The organism is Acidibrevibacterium fodinaquatile (assembly GCF_003352165.1).
GTDB lineage: Bacteria > Pseudomonadota > Alphaproteobacteria > Acetobacterales > Acetobacteraceae > Acidibrevibacterium > Acidibrevibacterium fodinaquatile.
Genome location: NZ_CP029176.1, coordinates 1,411,261 through 1,425,316 on the forward strand (window position 1 = coordinate 1,411,261; position 14,056 = coordinate 1,425,316).

General features: G+C 66.5%; 13 protein-coding genes and 1 pseudogene. 13 read left to right on the forward strand and 1 reads right to left on the reverse strand.

Features of this window, described 5'->3' with window-relative positions; all coding sequences use genetic code 11:
• The first annotated feature begins 5 nt into the window (after positions 1-5).
• From DEF76_RS06855 to DEF76_RS06875, 5 genes are all read left to right on the forward strand, one after another.
• Positions 6-524 (forward strand): DUF3576 domain-containing protein, encoded by a 519-nt coding sequence (locus DEF76_RS06855; protein WP_114911693.1) that lies wholly within the window; start codon positions 6-8, stop codon positions 522-524.
• A 120-nt stretch (positions 525-644) separates the two neighbouring features.
• On the forward strand, positions 645-1,637 hold the full coding sequence (locus tag DEF76_RS06860) for a molybdate ABC transporter substrate-binding protein (protein WP_114911694.1): 993 nt from the start codon (positions 645-647) through the stop codon (positions 1,635-1,637).
• Between the two features lie 26 nt (positions 1,638-1,663).
• Positions 1,664-2,764: a TQO small subunit DoxD gene (locus DEF76_RS06865; RefSeq protein ID WP_114911695.1), complete on the forward strand. Its 1,101-nt coding sequence runs from the start codon at positions 1,664-1,666 to the stop codon at positions 2,762-2,764.
• 189 nt (positions 2,765-2,953) lie between these two features.
• A complete protein-coding gene (locus tag DEF76_RS06870) occupies positions 2,954-3,934 on the forward strand; it encodes a CobW family GTP-binding protein (RefSeq protein ID WP_114913727.1) in 981 nt (326 codons plus the stop codon).
• Positions 3,931-4,956 carry a WD40 repeat domain-containing protein gene (locus tag DEF76_RS06875; RefSeq protein ID WP_114911696.1) on the forward strand — a complete coding sequence of 342 codons (1,026 nt, stop codon included), beginning with the start codon at positions 3,931-3,933 and terminating at the stop codon, positions 4,954-4,956. The genes DEF76_RS06870 and DEF76_RS06875 overlap by 4 nt, the downstream gene beginning before the upstream one ends.
• Before the next feature lie 180 nt (positions 4,957-5,136).
• On the opposite strand, the pseudogene DEF76_RS06880 reads toward DEF76_RS06875, so the two are convergent.
• Positions 5,137-5,855 (reverse strand): annotated as a pseudogene (locus DEF76_RS06880) (IS5 family transposase); the annotation flags it as partial.
• A gap of 293 nt (positions 5,856-6,148) precedes the next feature.
• Here DEF76_RS06880 and DEF76_RS06885 point away from each other — a divergent pair.
• The 8 genes from DEF76_RS06885 (at position 6,149) to DEF76_RS06920 (ending at position 13,982) form a co-directional block, all read left to right on the forward strand.
• Positions 6,149-6,850 (forward strand): pirin family protein, encoded by a 702-nt coding sequence (locus tag DEF76_RS06885; protein WP_114911698.1) that lies wholly within the window; start codon positions 6,149-6,151, stop codon positions 6,848-6,850.
• Between the two features lie 99 nt (positions 6,851-6,949).
• Positions 6,950-9,589, forward strand: coding sequence for an alanine--tRNA ligase (gene alaS, locus DEF76_RS06890; protein ID WP_114911699.1), 2,640 nt, complete (start codon positions 6,950-6,952; stop codon positions 9,587-9,589).
• The gene (locus tag DEF76_RS06895; RefSeq protein ID WP_240319131.1) at positions 9,586-10,359 is read left to right on the forward strand and encodes a ComF family protein; all 774 of its coding nucleotides are present in this window, start codon (positions 9,586-9,588) and stop codon (positions 10,357-10,359) included. The genes alaS and DEF76_RS06895 overlap by 4 nt, the downstream gene beginning before the upstream one ends.
• A 104-nt stretch (positions 10,360-10,463) precedes the next feature.
• The gene (grxC, locus tag DEF76_RS06900) at positions 10,464-10,727 is read left to right on the forward strand and encodes a glutaredoxin 3 (protein WP_114911700.1); all 264 of its coding nucleotides are present in this window, start codon (positions 10,464-10,466) and stop codon (positions 10,725-10,727) included.
• Between the two features lie 30 nt (positions 10,728-10,757).
• A complete protein-coding gene (locus DEF76_RS06905; protein WP_114911701.1) occupies positions 10,758-11,207 on the forward strand; it encodes a DUF1178 family protein in 450 nt (149 codons plus the stop codon).
• A gap of 87 nt (positions 11,208-11,294) precedes the next feature.
• Entirely contained in the window at positions 11,295-11,837 is a 543-nt protein-coding gene (ppa, locus tag DEF76_RS06910) for an inorganic diphosphatase (protein ID WP_114911702.1), read from the forward strand.
• A gap of 193 nt (positions 11,838-12,030) precedes the next feature.
• Entirely contained in the window at positions 12,031-12,564 is a 534-nt protein-coding gene (locus DEF76_RS06915; protein ID WP_114911703.1) for a SixA phosphatase family protein, read from the forward strand.
• On the forward strand, positions 12,561-13,982 hold the full coding sequence (locus tag DEF76_RS06920; protein ID WP_114911704.1) for a CHAD domain-containing protein: 1,422 nt from the start codon (positions 12,561-12,563) through the stop codon (positions 13,980-13,982). Before DEF76_RS06915 ends, DEF76_RS06920 begins: the two co-directional genes overlap by 4 nt.
• Positions 13,983-14,056 lie beyond the last annotated feature (74 nt).

Sequence of the window (14,056 nt, forward strand, 5' to 3'; positions counted from 1 at the left end):
CGCTCATGCCGCCATCGTCGTGTCCGCCTGCCTTTGCTTCCCGCCTTGCGCTCGCGGCGTTCGCGCTCGCGCTTGCGCTCGCCGGTTGCGCGAGCAAGACGCAAACGCCCCCGCCATCCGATCCCGGCCTCGGCGCCAACGCTGCCGGCGCGACCGCGAAAGGCGGCCCAGACGTCAATGCCGGCGTCGGGGTCAATGCCTATCTCTGGCGCGGCGCCCTGGATATCCTCTCTTTCATGCCGCTCGCCTCGGAGGATCCGTTCGGTGGCGTCATCATGACCGACTGGTATCAGCCGACTTCCGTCGCCAACGAGCGCTTCCGCGCGACCGCCTATATCCTTGGCCGGCAGATGCGCGCCGATGCCATTCGCGTCACCCTCTTTCGCCAAGTGCAGCAAAATGGCCAATGGGTCGATGCGCCGGTGAGCAAGGTCACGGTTGGCGAGCTTGAGAGCAAAGTGCTCGCCCGGGCCCGCGAGTTGCGCACCCATGACCTCGCCCATGGCGCAACCGATTCTTATTGATCGGCGCAAATCAATCTATTTTATCGAATAATTCCAGCGGAACATTTCGTTAGAATTTCGCGGCTTATACCGCCATTCTTCGGCCAAGGCCGGCGCCCCGCCGGCAGAAGGGAGAATGCGATGATCAAACTGCAACCGAAAACGTGGCGTGCGAAACGGCAGAGCCTGCGCTGGGCCACCCTCGCCGCGCTTGCCCTCCTTGCCGCCCCGCATCCCGCGCCGGCGGCGGAGGCGACGCTTTATCCGCCCTGGCAGAACGGCGCCAATGACGATGTGACCCAGCGGGGGTTTGAGTTCACCGTGCCGGAAGTGGACGATCTCGCCGATTTCCACGGCGATCCGATGACCGCCAAGCTCGTGCTCTATGTCGGCGGCAATTATTTCTTCGCGATGGCGCCGCTGGTCGCCGCCTTCGAGGCCGCGCATCCCGAGTTCAAGGGCCATATCTATTACGAGACGATCCCGCCGGGCATGCTGGTCAAGCAAATCGAAGCCGGCGGCACCGTCACCTCCGGCAATATGACGTGGACGGTGCCGGCGGACGCCTATTTCGCTGGCTTCAAGAAGGTGCAAGCGCTGATCAAGGACGGCCATCTCGTCGGCCCGGCGGTGCCCTATGTCACCAACCAGCTCGCGATCATGGTGCCGAAGGGCAATCCCGGCCATGTCACCGGGCTTGCCGATCTCGGCCGCGCCGATATCCGCCTCGTCATGCCCAACCCGGCATTCGAGGGCATCGCCCGGCAGATCAAAGCGGCGCTGGAAAAGGCCGGCGGCAAGGCGCTGGCCGACCGCGTCTATGGCGCCAAGGTCGCGGATGGGACGACGTTGCTCACCCATATCCACCATCGCGAGACGCCGCTCTGGCTGATGGAGGGCAAGGCGGTGGCCGGCGTCACCTGGCAGTCGGAAGCGATGTTCCAGGAGCATGCCGGACACCCGATCACCACCATCGCCATTCCGCCGGCGCAAAACGTCACCGCGATCTATGCTGGCGCCGAGGTCAAGGGCGCGCCGCACCCGGACGCCGCCCGCGCCTGGCTCGCCTTCATCCGCTCGCCCGCGGCGCTCGCGATTTTCGCGCGCTATGGCTTCAAGCCGTATCAGCCGTGATGCGGCCAAAATAAGGAATGTCCACCATGTCCACGACCACGCTCAAACCCGGCCATCCCGCGCTCGCGACAGCGCTTGCCGATAGCGGCTGGCAGATCGCCGGGCTCGCGCTGCTCCCGGTCCGCGTCATCCAGGGATTTATTTACTGGGGCGGCGGCTCGCGGCGCTTCATCTATGCCCCCTCCAAGCTCGACGCCTGGGGCGGGCATTCTTGGATGGCGCACAAATTCCACACCGCCATGCCGGGGGCGCTGCTCGGCCTCGACAAGGTGATCGGCTTTCTGCTCCAGCATTTCGTCCTGCTCTATGCCTCGGTCATTCTGTTTTCGGCGGCCGAGCTGATCGTTGGCCTGTTTCTCATCCTCGGGCTCTACACACGGGCGAGCGCTTTGATTTCGATGGGGTTTTCGGTAGTGCTGATGCTGATGTTCGGCTGGCAAGGCGCGACCTGCATCGATGAATGGACGATGGCCGCCGCCAACCTCGCCATGGGCGGCACGCTACTCCTTGCCGGGGGTGGCGCTTACGCGCTCGACAATCTCCGCCTCGGCCGCAACCCGGCGCTCGCCGACCGCCCGTGGTTCCGCTGGAGCGCCGGCAGCCTGCCGCTGCCGCTCGATGAGCAGCGCTTTCGCACGCTCGCCCTCGTCGTACTCGCCTTCGTCGCCGCCTTCGATATCAGCACGTATAGTTATTATCGCGGCTCGGTGATCACGCCGTTTCATGGCGGCCCGGTGAGCCCGACCAAGCACCATGTCACGCTGACCAATGGTGCGCTCGCAGCGGATGGCAGTGTGCGGTTTCATGCCTATCTCGACGCTGGCACGCCGGAGGCGCCATCGCATATCGTCGATGCCGCGCTGCTTGCCGCGGGCTCCGGCGAGGTGATCGCCCACTGGGACACCAAAACCCTGACGTCATTGCCGAAAACCGCAATCGTCAATGATTTCGCGTATCAGCAATTCAAGCCCGGACCGTTCGGCATCGTCGCCGGCGTCGGCGCGATGGCGACGATCACGCTGCCGCCGGCGCCGGGTGCGGCGCCGCTCACCGCGCCCGGCTATGTGTTGCGCCTGACCAGCGCCAACAACCACGTCTTCACCCTGGCGCTTCCCGCCGCGCATTGACCGACGCATGGCTGATCCCGCCCGGTTCCCGAAAGGGGACCGGGCGCCTATATGGGGGCAAAGGCGGCGGGGTGGCGGGAGTCAAAAAGGCAGCGTGTTCTTTTTTGAAAAAAAGAACCAAAAAACTTTTGCCTGTTGGATAGCACCCGCGGCGCTATGGGCGATGTTCGTGTGGCATGGAGTGATCTGATGACGGAGGCTTCCCAACAAGTGCCGGTGACGGTGCTCACCGGCTATCTCGGCGCCGGCAAGACGACGCTGCTCAACCGCATTTTGAGTGAAAACCATGGCAAGCGCTACGCGGTGGTGGTGAACGAGTTCGGCGAACTCGGCGTTGACAATGATCTCGTCGTTGATACCGACGAGGAAGTGTTCGAGATGAACAATGGCTGCATCTGCTGCACCGTGCGCGGCGATCTCATTCGCATCCTCGGCGGGCTGATGAAGCGGCGCGACAAATTCGACGGCATTTTGATCGAGACCACCGGGCTTGCCGATCCTGCGCCGGTCGCGCAGACATTTTTCGTCGATGAGGGGGTGCGCGAAAAAACCCGGCTGGACGCCATCGTCACCGTCGTCGACGCGAAGAATCTCCTGGCGCGGCTCGCCGACAGCCCCGAGGCGAGCGAGCAGATCGCGTTCGCCGATGTCATCGTCCTCAACAAGATGGATCTGGTTTCGGAGCCGGAAGCGGCGGCGCTGGAGGCGCGGATCCGCGAGATCAACCGTTTTGCGCGCATCCACCGCGCAACCCGCGCCGGCGTCGCCATCGCCGATCTTCTCGACCAGGGCGCTTTCGACCTCACCCGCGTGCTCGACCATGCCCCGAATTTCCTCGAGGACGACAGCCACAGCCATAACGAAGACGTGGCCAGCATGAGTTTCGAGGCCGAGCGGCCGATCGACCCGGAAAAATTCAACGCCTGGATCGGCGCCCTTCTCGCCGCCCAAGGCCAGGATATCCTCCGCACCAAGGGGATCCTGCACTATCCGGGCGAGAGCCGCCGCTTCGCCTTCCAAGCCGTCCACATGATGGCGGAGGGGGATTTCATCGGCCCGTGGCCGAAGGGCGCCAAGCCCGCCTCGAAATTGGTCTTCATCGGCCGCAACCTCAACCGCCCGCAGCTTCGCCGCGGCTTCCTCGCCTGTCAGGTCGATGCCGCGCCATGAGTGGCCTGCGGCAGGCCGACCGGCTCCTCGAAGAGCGCGGGATCGGCGAGGATTTCGGCGCCTTCGTCACCGCCGCCGCCTGGACGCGAGACGGCTTGGTGAGTGCTTGCGCGCTCGGTGACGGCACGCTCGCGCTCGCTGATAGGGGCGGCTTTCGGCGGGTTGCGGCCCATGATGGCGCGGCGCTTGCGCTCTGCGCCGATGGCGGGCCGGCGGGATTTCTCTCCGGCGGCGATGACGGGCGCTTTCTCGCGGTCTCGGCCACGGGCGAGATCACCGAGATCGCCCGGTTCGGGATGAAATGGGTCGAGCACGTCGCAAGCCATGTCAGCGGCCATCGCGCCGCCGCGATCGGCAAAAAGCTCTATCTCTTCGATCAAGCGGGGCAGACACAAAAACAGCTCGACCATCCGTCCTCGATCACTGGGCTCGCGTTTGACGCCAAGGGCAAACGTATCGCCGCGGCGCATTACAACGGCGTCAGCCTTTGGTTCGTTGCCTCGAAATCAGACAATCCGCGCCGGCTGGAATGGAAGGGAAGCCACACCGCGCTCGCCTGGTCGCCAGATAATGATGTGGTGGTGACGGCGATGCAGGAAAACGCGCTGCATGGCTGGCGGCTCTCGAGTGGCGAACATATGCGCATGAGCGGCTATCCGGCGAAGACGCAATCGCTTTCCTTTAGCCGCAGCGGCAAATTTCTCGCGACCAGCGGCGCCGAGACGGTGGTGCTGTGGCCGTTTTCCGGCGGCGGGCCGATGGGAAAACCACCGCTCGAACTCGCCGGCGGCGATGGCGTGCTCTGCACGCGCGTTGCGTGCCACCCCGTCCACGACACGGTTGCCGCCGGGTTCGCCGATGGTCTGGTCGTGCTCGCCGATATCGCCTCCGAGCGCATCCTGCCGGTCGCCGCTCCCGGGCGCGGTGCGATTTCGGCACTCGCCTGGAGTGCCGATGGCGCCAATCTCGTCTTCGGCACGGAAACCGGCTTTGTCGCCCGTGTCGATTTTTCGAAGCGCTAGAGCAAGGTAGGTTTTGAGTGAACCATCCTGTTCAATCAAAACCGGCCAACTTGCTCGCCAAAATAGGTTTAGAGCGCGATCGACTTAGAGTCCCTTTCAAAACCTTCCCTCCAGAGCCCGGAGGGCGATGAGGGAGCAAGCGATGCTTGTAAACGCGCTGTGGATATCGATGCGCCGCTCGTAGCGGATGGTGAGACGCCGGAAGCGATTGAGCCAGGCGAAGGTGCGTTCGATGACCCAGCGATAGCGGCCGAGACGCTCGCTGGTCTCGACGCCGCGCCGGGCGATGCGCGGCGTGATGCCTCGCTGCCGGCAGGCGCGGCGGCAGCGGCGATGATCATAGGCCTTGTCCGCGTGCAGCTTTCTCGGCCTGCGCCGCGGCCGGCCGCGCTTGCCGCGGATCGCTGGGATCGCATCGAGCATCTGCTCGAAGGGCACGCTGTCATGCACATTGGCCCCGGTCAGGGCGAACGTGAGCGGGATACCGTGACGGTCCGTGACGAGGTGGCGTTTCGTGCCGGGACGGCCCCGATCGGTCGGGTTCGGCCCGGTCGCGGCACCCCCTTTTTTGCCGCGATGGCGGAACTGTCCAGCGCGGCCCGGCTCCAGTCGATGCGGTTGGCGTCTTGCAAGCGGCGCAGCAACTCGCGGTGCAACCGCTCCCAAACGCCGGCCGCTTGCCAGTCGCGCAGGCGCCGCCAGCAGGTTACCCCAGAGCCGCAGCCCATCTCGCGAGGCAACATCTCCCAGGGAATGCCGCTGCGTAGCACAAACAGAATGCCCGTCAGCGCGGCGCGTGCCGAGATCGGCGGCCGGCCACCCTTTGGCCGCGGGCGCGGCGGAGGGAGCAAGGGTTCGAGGATCGACCACAGGCTGTCGGAGAGTTGGGGCGCGGGCATGCCCCTTCATGAATCAAATTGAATCAAGGTACAAGCGGTTTTGAAAGGGGCTCTTAAACCGATCGCGCTCTAGAGCAAGGTAGGTTTTGAGTGAACCATCCTGTTCAATCAAAACCGGCCAACTTGCTCGTCAAAATAGGTGTAGAGCGCGATCGACTTAAACCGATCGCGCTCTAGGAAATTCCGCCGCCGACGCAGCGCGCCCGGAGCAAAAGGTCATCACGGCATGCCTTGTCGAGAATTGACTCGCTCCCTATCCTTCGATATCGAAGAAAAATAGCAGGAGCGGCACCATGATCGATCTTCGCCCGTTTGCCGGCCTCGGCCGGTTTCGCAATGAGTGGCTGAATGCCCGTCATCATTTCAGCTTCGGCGAGTATCACGACCCGCAGCGGATGGGGTTCGGCCCGCTCAGGGTGTGGAATGACGACGAGATCGCGCCGCAGCGTGGCTTCGACCCGCACCCGCATCGCGAAATGGAAATCATTACCTATGTCCGCGATGGCGCGATCACCCATCGCGACAGTCTCGGCAACGAGGGGCGCACCGAGGCCGGCGATGTTCAGGTGATGCATGCCGGCACCGGCATCGTTCATGCCGAATATAATCTCGAAGCGGTGCCGACGCGGCTTTTCCAGATCTGGGTTATGCCCAATCAGCGCGGCGTTGCGCCCGGCTGGGGGACGCGGCAATTCCCGCGCGAGGGCGGCGGTTTGCAGGTGCTGGCGAGCGGCCGGGCGGCGCATGACGGGCTCGGGGCCTTGCCGCTCTATGCCGACGCCGCGGTGCTCGCCGGCAGGCTCGCGGCCGGCGAGAGCGTAAGCTGCCGCCTGCCGCAAGGCGGCGGCGCCTATATCGTTGCGGCCAGCGGCACGATCACGGTCAATGGCGAGCGGCTCGGCCCGCGCGATGGCGCCGCGATCGCGGGCGAGAGCGAGATCACCCTGGCGTCTGACGACGGGGCGGAAATCGTGCTCGTCGAACTCGGCCAGTAAAGTCCGTGACCGCGCCAAGGTGACAGGCGGGGGCGCCTGCGGTAATGGGTTTTGCTTCGATCATAGCCAACCCAGAGAGCCAGGGGCCTTCCGGTCACGATGCCCAGCAGCAACGACATTCGCGCCGCCTTTCTCGATTTTTTTGCCCGCAACGGCCACCAAGTGGTGGAAAGCTCGCCGCTCGTGCCGCGCAACGACCCGAGCCTTCTCTTCACCAACAGCGGCATGGTGCAGTTCAAGAACGTCTTTACTGGCCAGGAAACCCGCCCCTATCGCCGCGCGACCACGGCGCAGAAATGCGTGCGCGCCGGCGGCAAGCATAACGATCTCGACAATGTCGGCTATACCGCCCGCCATCACACGTTTTTCGAGATGCTGGGCAATTTCAGCTTCGGCGATTATTTCAAGGATGTCGCGATCGAGTTGGCCTGGACGCTGATCACCCGCGATTTCGCGTTGCCGCCCGAGCGCCTCCTGGTCACCGTCTATTCCGAGGATGATGACGCGGCAATGCTCTGGCGCAAGATCGCGGGGTTGCCCGAACATCGCATCATCCGCATCCCGACCAGCGATAATTTCTGGCGCATGGGCGATACCGGCCCCTGCGGTCCGTGCTCGGAAATTTTCTATGACCATGGCGATAGCGTCCCCGGCGGCCCACCCGGAAGCGCGGATGCCGATGGCGACCGCTTCATCGAGATCTGGAACCTCGTTTTCATGCAGTTCGAGGAGGATCCGCCCGGCGAGCGCCGGCCGCTGCCGCGTCCCTCGATCGATACCGGCATGGGGCTCGAGCGGTTTGCCGCGATCCTCCAGGGCAAGCACGACAATTACGACACCGACACGCTCCGCGCCCTCATCCTCGCCAGTGCTGAAGCCTCCGGCCAGGCACCCGACGGGCCGCACAAAGTGAGCCACCGCGTCATCGCCGACCATTTGCGGAGTTCCGCTTTCCTGATCGCCGATGGCGTCCTGCCCTCAAACGAGGGGCGCGGCTATGTGCTGCGCCGGATCATGCGCCGTGCCATGCGCCACGCCCACCAGATGGGCGTCGATCGGCCCTTGCTGTGCCGGCTGGTGCCGGCGCTTTTACGCCAGATGGGGCTTGCTTACCCCGAACTTGGCCGTGCCGAGGTGCTGATCGAGGAGACGCTGGCGCTGGAGGAGACGCGGTTTGCCGCGATGCTGGAGCGCGGGCTGCATCTTCTCGCCGAGGCGGTCGCGGATCTGCCGGCAGGGGCGGCGCTGCCCGGCGAGGTCGCCTTTCGGCTTTATGACACGTATGGGTTTCCGGTCGATCTCACCGCGGATGCGCTGCGCGAGCAGGGCCGCAGCGTTGATCTCGCCGGGTTCGAGGCGGCGATGGCAAGCCAGCGCGCCCGCGCCCGCGCCGCCTGGGCGGGGTCGGGGGAGGCGGCGACCGAGCGCGTCTGGTTCGAACTTCGCGAAAAGATCGGCGCCAGCGAATTTCTCGGCTATGCGACCGAGGCCGCCGATGCGACCATCCTTGCTCTGGTCGCGGACGGCGCGCCGGTTGCCGAAGCCAAGCCGGGGGCGGAGGTCGCGGTCATCCTCAATCAGACGCCGTTTTATGGCGAAAGCGGCGGCCAGGTCGGCGATAGTGGGGAAATCACCGGCGCCGAGGGCTTGCGCATCCTCGTCACCGACACGCAAAAGAAGCTCGGCGATCTTTTCGTCCATCTCGGCCGGATCGAGGCCGGCACCGCCCGCGTCGGCGCCGCCGTTCATGCTGAGATCGACCATGACCGGCGCCGCGCGATCCGCGCCGCCCATTCCGCGACCCATCTTCTGCACGAGGCGCTGCGCCGCCGGCTCGGCAGCCATGTGACGCAAAAAGGCAGCCTCAATGCGCCCGATCGGCTGCGTTTCGACATCAGCCACCCGCGCCCGCTGAGCGCCGAGGATTTGGCTACGGTGGAAGCGGAGGTGAATGCCCGTATCCGCGAAAACAGCGCCGTCACCACGCGGCTGATGACGCCGGCGGCGGCGGTCGAACTCGGCGCGATGGCCTTGTTCGGCGAAAAATACGGCGATGAGGTGCGGGTCGTGATGATGGGCGCGCCAGACGGCAACAAGCCGGCCTGGTCGATCGAACTCTGCGGCGGCACCCATGTCGGGCGCACTGGCGATATCGGTCTTTTCCGCATCGAAGCGGAAAGCGCGGTTGGCGCCGGGGTTCGCCGCATCGAGGCGGCGACCGGCGCCGGCGCGATGGCGCTGGTTGCCGAGAATGATCGGCGCCTTGCCGCCGCCGCCGCGGCTCTTCGCACCCATCCCGCCGATTTGCCGGCGCGGGTTCAGGCCCTGCTCGAGGACCGCCGGCGGCTCGAGGGCGAAATCAGCGCCTTGCAGCGCAAGCTCGCGACCGGCGGCACGGAGGCGGCGATCGAGGAGGTCGGCGGGGTGAAACTCGCCGCCCGCAATCTCGGCGAAGTCGCGGCGCGCGAACTCAAAAGCCTCGCCGATGCCATCCAAAAGCAGCTTGGCAGCGGCGTCGTCGCCTTGGTTTCCACCGCTGACGGCAAGGCGAGCATCGTCGTTGGCGTCTCGCCCGATCTGACCGCGCGGTTCAACGCCGTCGATCTCGTGCGCGCGGCGAGCGAGGCGGTCGGCGGCAAGGGCGGCGGCGGTCGCCCCGATCTCGCCCAAGCGGGCGGGCCGGACGGGTCGCGGGCGGAGGCCGCCTTGGCCGCGATCCGCACGCGTCTCGCGGCGTGAGCGCCGCCGCCGCGCCGAGGCCGGCGCGGCTTCTGCAGCGCTGCGGGCGCGGCCTGCTCGATCTCCTGCTGCCGCCGCTCTGCCTTGCCTGTGACCGGCCGGTCGCGGCACCCGGGCAGTTCTGCGCCGCTTGCTTTCAGGGGGTCACCTTCATCACCGCGCCGTTCTGTGTCCGCTGCGGCGCGCCTTTCGTTTATGCCGCACTCGCCGGTGGTGACGGGCTATGCGCCCATTGCCGCCAGCAATCGCCGGTTTTTTCGCGCGCCCGGGCAGCCTTTCGCTATGATGCGATGGCGCGGCGCTTGATCCTGCCGTTCAAGCATGGCGACCGCACCGATCTCGCCCGGCCGCTCGCCCGCTTCATGGCCCGCGCCGGCGCAGCACTGCTCGAAGAGGCCGATCTTCTGGTGCCGGTGCCGCTCCATCGGACGCGCTTGCTTGCGCGGCGTTACAACCAGGCGGCGCTGCTCGCCGGGGCGCTGGCGCGGCTTTCTGGGCGGAAAATGCTCCCCGATGCGCTTCGCCGCGTGCGGGCGACGCCGATGCTCGGCGATCTTTCGGCGCGCGCGCGGGCGGAGACCATGGCCGGCGCGATCGCGGTTCGCCCCGGCCGCGCGGCCGCGATCGCCGGGCGGCGCATTCTTCTGATCGATGACGTGCTGACCACCGGCGCCACCAGCAATGCTTGCGCCCGTGCCTTGCTCGCCGCCGGTGCGCGGGCCGTCGATGTCCTGGCGCTCGCCCGCGTCGCCGATCCGCGGTTTCATTGATGCCGGCACGCGACCTCGGCGCCTCTTTTGCGCCCCCGAACCGGCCCCACCCCTTGCCAGCGTCACCAGGAAAGAACATTTCTTTCTGAGACACGGAGATCGGCATGCCGAAGATCGAGATCTATACCCAGGCTTTCTGCCCCTATTGCGCGCGCGCGGTGCGGCTTTTGACGCAGAAGGGGGTCGCGTTCGAGGAGATCGATGCGCCCGCCGGTTCGGCGGCGCGGGCCGAGGCGATGCGGCGCTCGGGCGGGCAGAGAACGGTGCCGCAGATTTTCATCGACGGCCAGGCAATCGGCGGCTGTGATGATCTCCATGCGCTGGAGGCCGCCGGCAAGCTCGATCGGTTGCTGCACAAAGCGGCCTGATCGAGACGACCTCGTGATGCGGCCCGCGCGATGATCCACTACCAGCTCCGCTGCCCGTCCGACCACGCTTTCGACGGATGGTTCAAGAGCAGCGCCGCCTTCGAGCAGCAGGCGGCGAAGGGTCTGCTTTCGTGCCCGCATTGCGGCGATCGCGGCGTCACCCGGGCGCTGATGGCGCCGGCGCTGGCGCGGCGGGACGCGGCCGCACCCGCCACTGCCGCCATGGCGCCGCCGAAAGCCGTCGCGGGCCCACACCTCCCTGATCAGGTGCGCGCGGTCTTGCAGCGGCTGCGCACCGAGATCGAGAAACATTGCGACTATGTTGGCGCCGACTTTGCCGCGGAGGCGCGGCGTATCCATGCTGGCGAAAGCGCTGTCCGCCCGATTTATGGCGAGGCCAGCCGCGAGCAGGCCGAGCAACTCGCCGAGGAGGGCATCGAGGTCGCGCGCATTCCTTGGGTACCGCGCGCTGACGGCTGATTTTGCGCTGCAGCACGGTTTCGCGCGAGGCGGATCCATGGTAACGAGCGCGGCCTATTCGGTTTTTCCTGCTCTCGGAGTGTCGCCATGCGTCTCGATGCCATCGCCATTGGCCAAAACCCACCGGACGACGTCAATGTCGTGATCGAGGTCGGGGTTGGCGGCGAGCCGATCAAATATGAAATGGACAAGGCGGCGGGGACGCTGGTGGTCGATCGGTTTTTGTACACGCCGATGCGGTATCCCGGCAATTACGGCTTCGTGCCCCATACTTTGTGCGAGGATGGCGATCCGACCGATGTGTTGATCGCCAATACCCGCCCGATCATTCCCGGCGCGGTGATCAATGTGCGCCCGATCGGCGTTTTGCGCATGGAGGACAATGCCGGCCTCGATGAAAAAATCCTCGCCGTGCCATCGCCCCACCTCACCAAGCGCTATGCCCATGTGAAAAACTACACCGACCTTCCCGAGATCACGCTCGAGCAGATTCAGCATTTCTTTCAACACTATAAGGATCTCGAGCCGGGCAAGTGGGTAAAGCTCTCGGGCTGGGGCGACGCCGCGGAGGCGCGGGATTTGATCCGCGCCGCGATCGCGCGTGAGCAGCAGGCCAAAGCCGGGCGCTAGAGCGCGATCGGTTTAAGTCGATCACGCTCTACCCCTATTTTGGCGAGCAAGCTGGCCGGTTTTGATTGAACCGGGTGGTTCAATCAAAACCTACCTTGCTCTAGCGGTCTCTCGCAAGCGGGGTGGGCGACAAACGCCGCCGAAGATGGCAAGATGACGTGGATCACATCGTCCGTCATGGTTTTCCGCCCGCATGCACCAGCTTTTGTTCCTGCGCCACGCCAAAGCGGCCGCCGCCGGCCCTGGTATTCCCGATGACGCACGACCGCTGACGGCGCGCGGGCGCGGCGATGCCAGCGCGATCGGCGCGGCGATGCGCGCGCGCGGCTTGCTCCCCGATCTCGTGCTGGTCTCGAGCGCCCGGCGCGCGATCGAGACGCTGGCCGCCCTCGAACCTTGGGAGGAGACGCCGCTGGTCGAGACGATGGCGCAACTTTATCTCGCGAGCGCCGAGCAGATCATCGGGATTCTGGCGGAGGTCGCGGAAACCGTCCGCAGCGTGCTGGTGATCGGCCATAACCCCGGTTTGCATGATTGCGCGCTGCGGCTTGCCGATCATCGCGATGATGGCGAGCGGCGCGAGATCGTGACGCGGCTGGCCGCAGGGTTGCCGACCGGAACCCTGCTCGAATTTGCGTATGGCGGCCCTTGGGCGGCGCTCGGCGTCGGGCCGGCGCGGCTGCTCCGCTTCCTCTCGCCGCGCGATCTCACCGCGGCCGAGGGATGATCGCCGGCGAGCCCGCGCGGCGACTGGAGACCACCACCGCGGCGCGGCTCGACCTCCTTCTCCCTCCCGAGGCCGTGCCCCGGCTGCGCCGCGCGCCGGGGTTTTGGGCGCTCGGGTTGCATGGCGGGCGCATCTCGGCGCGTCTCGTCGAATTTTGGGGGCTCAATGCCGCGGGAGAGGCGATGGCGCTGCGGCCGGGCGCCTTATCCTGCGGCGAGGGGGTCGTTTTCGGCGGCATGATCGGCCGGCGGCGGCGCTATGTCAGTCGCAATGTGCCGGGCATCACGCTCGAGATCACCGCCGGGGCCTTCGTCGCCGGCGGGAGGGGGCGCGTCTTTCGTCTGACGCTGGCGGGGCCGGCGTTCGCGGTCGCGGCGGCAGCGCGGGCGCTTGCCGAGGATCTGCCGCTCGCGCCACTCCCCGCGCCGCTCCCCGCTCTCGCCGCCCATCGCGCCCTTGGCGTTGCTTTGCCGCCCCCTCCCGATCCCATCGCCGGCCTTGACGCGGCAACCCCCCTTGCGCTCGCCGCCCGCCAGATTCTGGCGGCGCGTGGGGCGAGTTTGCGCGCCCAGCTCGCCGCCCTGGCGCGGGCGCCAGGGCCGGCCAGCGCCGCGCACGACCCTGAGCCGGTGCATCAAACCCGCGTCGCCCTTCGCCGGCTGCGCGCCGCGATCGCCGTGTTCGCGCCGCTGTGCGCGCCGCTGCTCGCCGAACTTCGCCAAAGCCTGCGCGATTTCAGCCATAGTCTCGCCCCGGCGCGGGATTGGGATGTGTTCATGGCGGGGATCGGGCGCGATCTTGCCCTCGCCTTTCCCGATGATCCGGCGCCGTCGCAGCTTTTGCCGCGAGCGATTCGGCGCTGGCACGAGGCCTATGCGGCGCTCGGCGCCTGGCGGGCGGGGGAGGGGGGGCGCCGGCTCGACGTCTTGCTTGCGATCCTGCCGCTGCTTGTCCTCGGTGCCGAAGACGTCGCCGCGGGGCGCGACGGCCCGGAAAGCGGTGCGACCGCGCTCTCTTTTGGCGAATTTGCCCGCGAGAGGCTCGAACGGCGGGCGCGAAAACTCCGCCGGGTGACGACGCTCGCCGAACTCGGGCCGGACCAGCGCCATCGCTTGCGGCTGGATGCCAAGCGGCTCCGCTATCTCGGCGAAATTTTCGCGCCCTGCTTTCCGCCGCGGCGCATGGCGCGCTTTCTCCGCCGCCTCGCGGCGCTGCAAGAATGGCTGGGGACGATCAACGACGCCACCACCACCACCCGCCTGGTGCGCGGCCTCACGCCTGATCATGCCGGCGCTGACGATTTGGCGGTGGCGCAAGGCATGGCGCTCGGTCTCGCCGCCGCCGGCGTGCCGCGCGCGCTCCGCAAAGCGGAGCGGGCACGCGAGCGTTTACAGGCGCTTAAACCATTCTGGCAATAATCACGCGATTTTGCTGCGTCTGCGAAGGTTGCTTTGCCGGCGATTTCACTCTTATCTACGCCGCAGCACCGGCC

Bases quoted from the DNA above. Each gene is read 5' to 3' on its own strand.
- DEF76_RS06855 (WP_114911693.1), top strand. From the start codon at position 6: ATGCCGCCATCGTCGTGTCCGCCTGCCTTTGCTTCCCGCCTTGCGCTC.
- DEF76_RS06860 (WP_114911694.1), top strand. From the start codon at position 645: ATGATCAAACTGCAACCGAAAACGTGGCGTGCGAAACGGCAGAGCCTG.
- DEF76_RS06865 (WP_114911695.1), top strand. From the start codon at position 1,664: ATGTCCACGACCACGCTCAAACCCGGCCATCCCGCGCTCGCGACAGCG.
- DEF76_RS06870 (WP_114913727.1), top strand. From the start codon at position 2,954: ATGACGGAGGCTTCCCAACAAGTGCCGGTGACGGTGCTCACCGGCTAT.
- DEF76_RS06875 (WP_114911696.1), top strand. From the start codon at position 3,931: ATGAGTGGCCTGCGGCAGGCCGACCGGCTCCTCGAAGAGCGCGGGATC.
- DEF76_RS06885 (WP_114911698.1), top strand. From the start codon at position 6,149: ATGATCGATCTTCGCCCGTTTGCCGGCCTCGGCCGGTTTCGCAATGAG.
- alaS (WP_114911699.1), top strand. From the start codon at position 6,950: ATGCCCAGCAGCAACGACATTCGCGCCGCCTTTCTCGATTTTTTTGCC.
- grxC (WP_114911700.1), top strand. From the start codon at position 10,464: ATGCCGAAGATCGAGATCTATACCCAGGCTTTCTGCCCCTATTGCGCG.
- DEF76_RS06905 (WP_114911701.1), top strand. From the start codon at position 10,758: ATGATCCACTACCAGCTCCGCTGCCCGTCCGACCACGCTTTCGACGGA.
- ppa (WP_114911702.1), top strand. From the start codon at position 11,295: ATGCGTCTCGATGCCATCGCCATTGGCCAAAACCCACCGGACGACGTC.
- DEF76_RS06915 (WP_114911703.1), top strand. From the start codon at position 12,031: ATGCACCAGCTTTTGTTCCTGCGCCACGCCAAAGCGGCCGCCGCCGGC.
- DEF76_RS06920 (WP_114911704.1), top strand. From the start codon at position 12,561: ATGATCGCCGGCGAGCCCGCGCGGCGACTGGAGACCACCACCGCGGCG.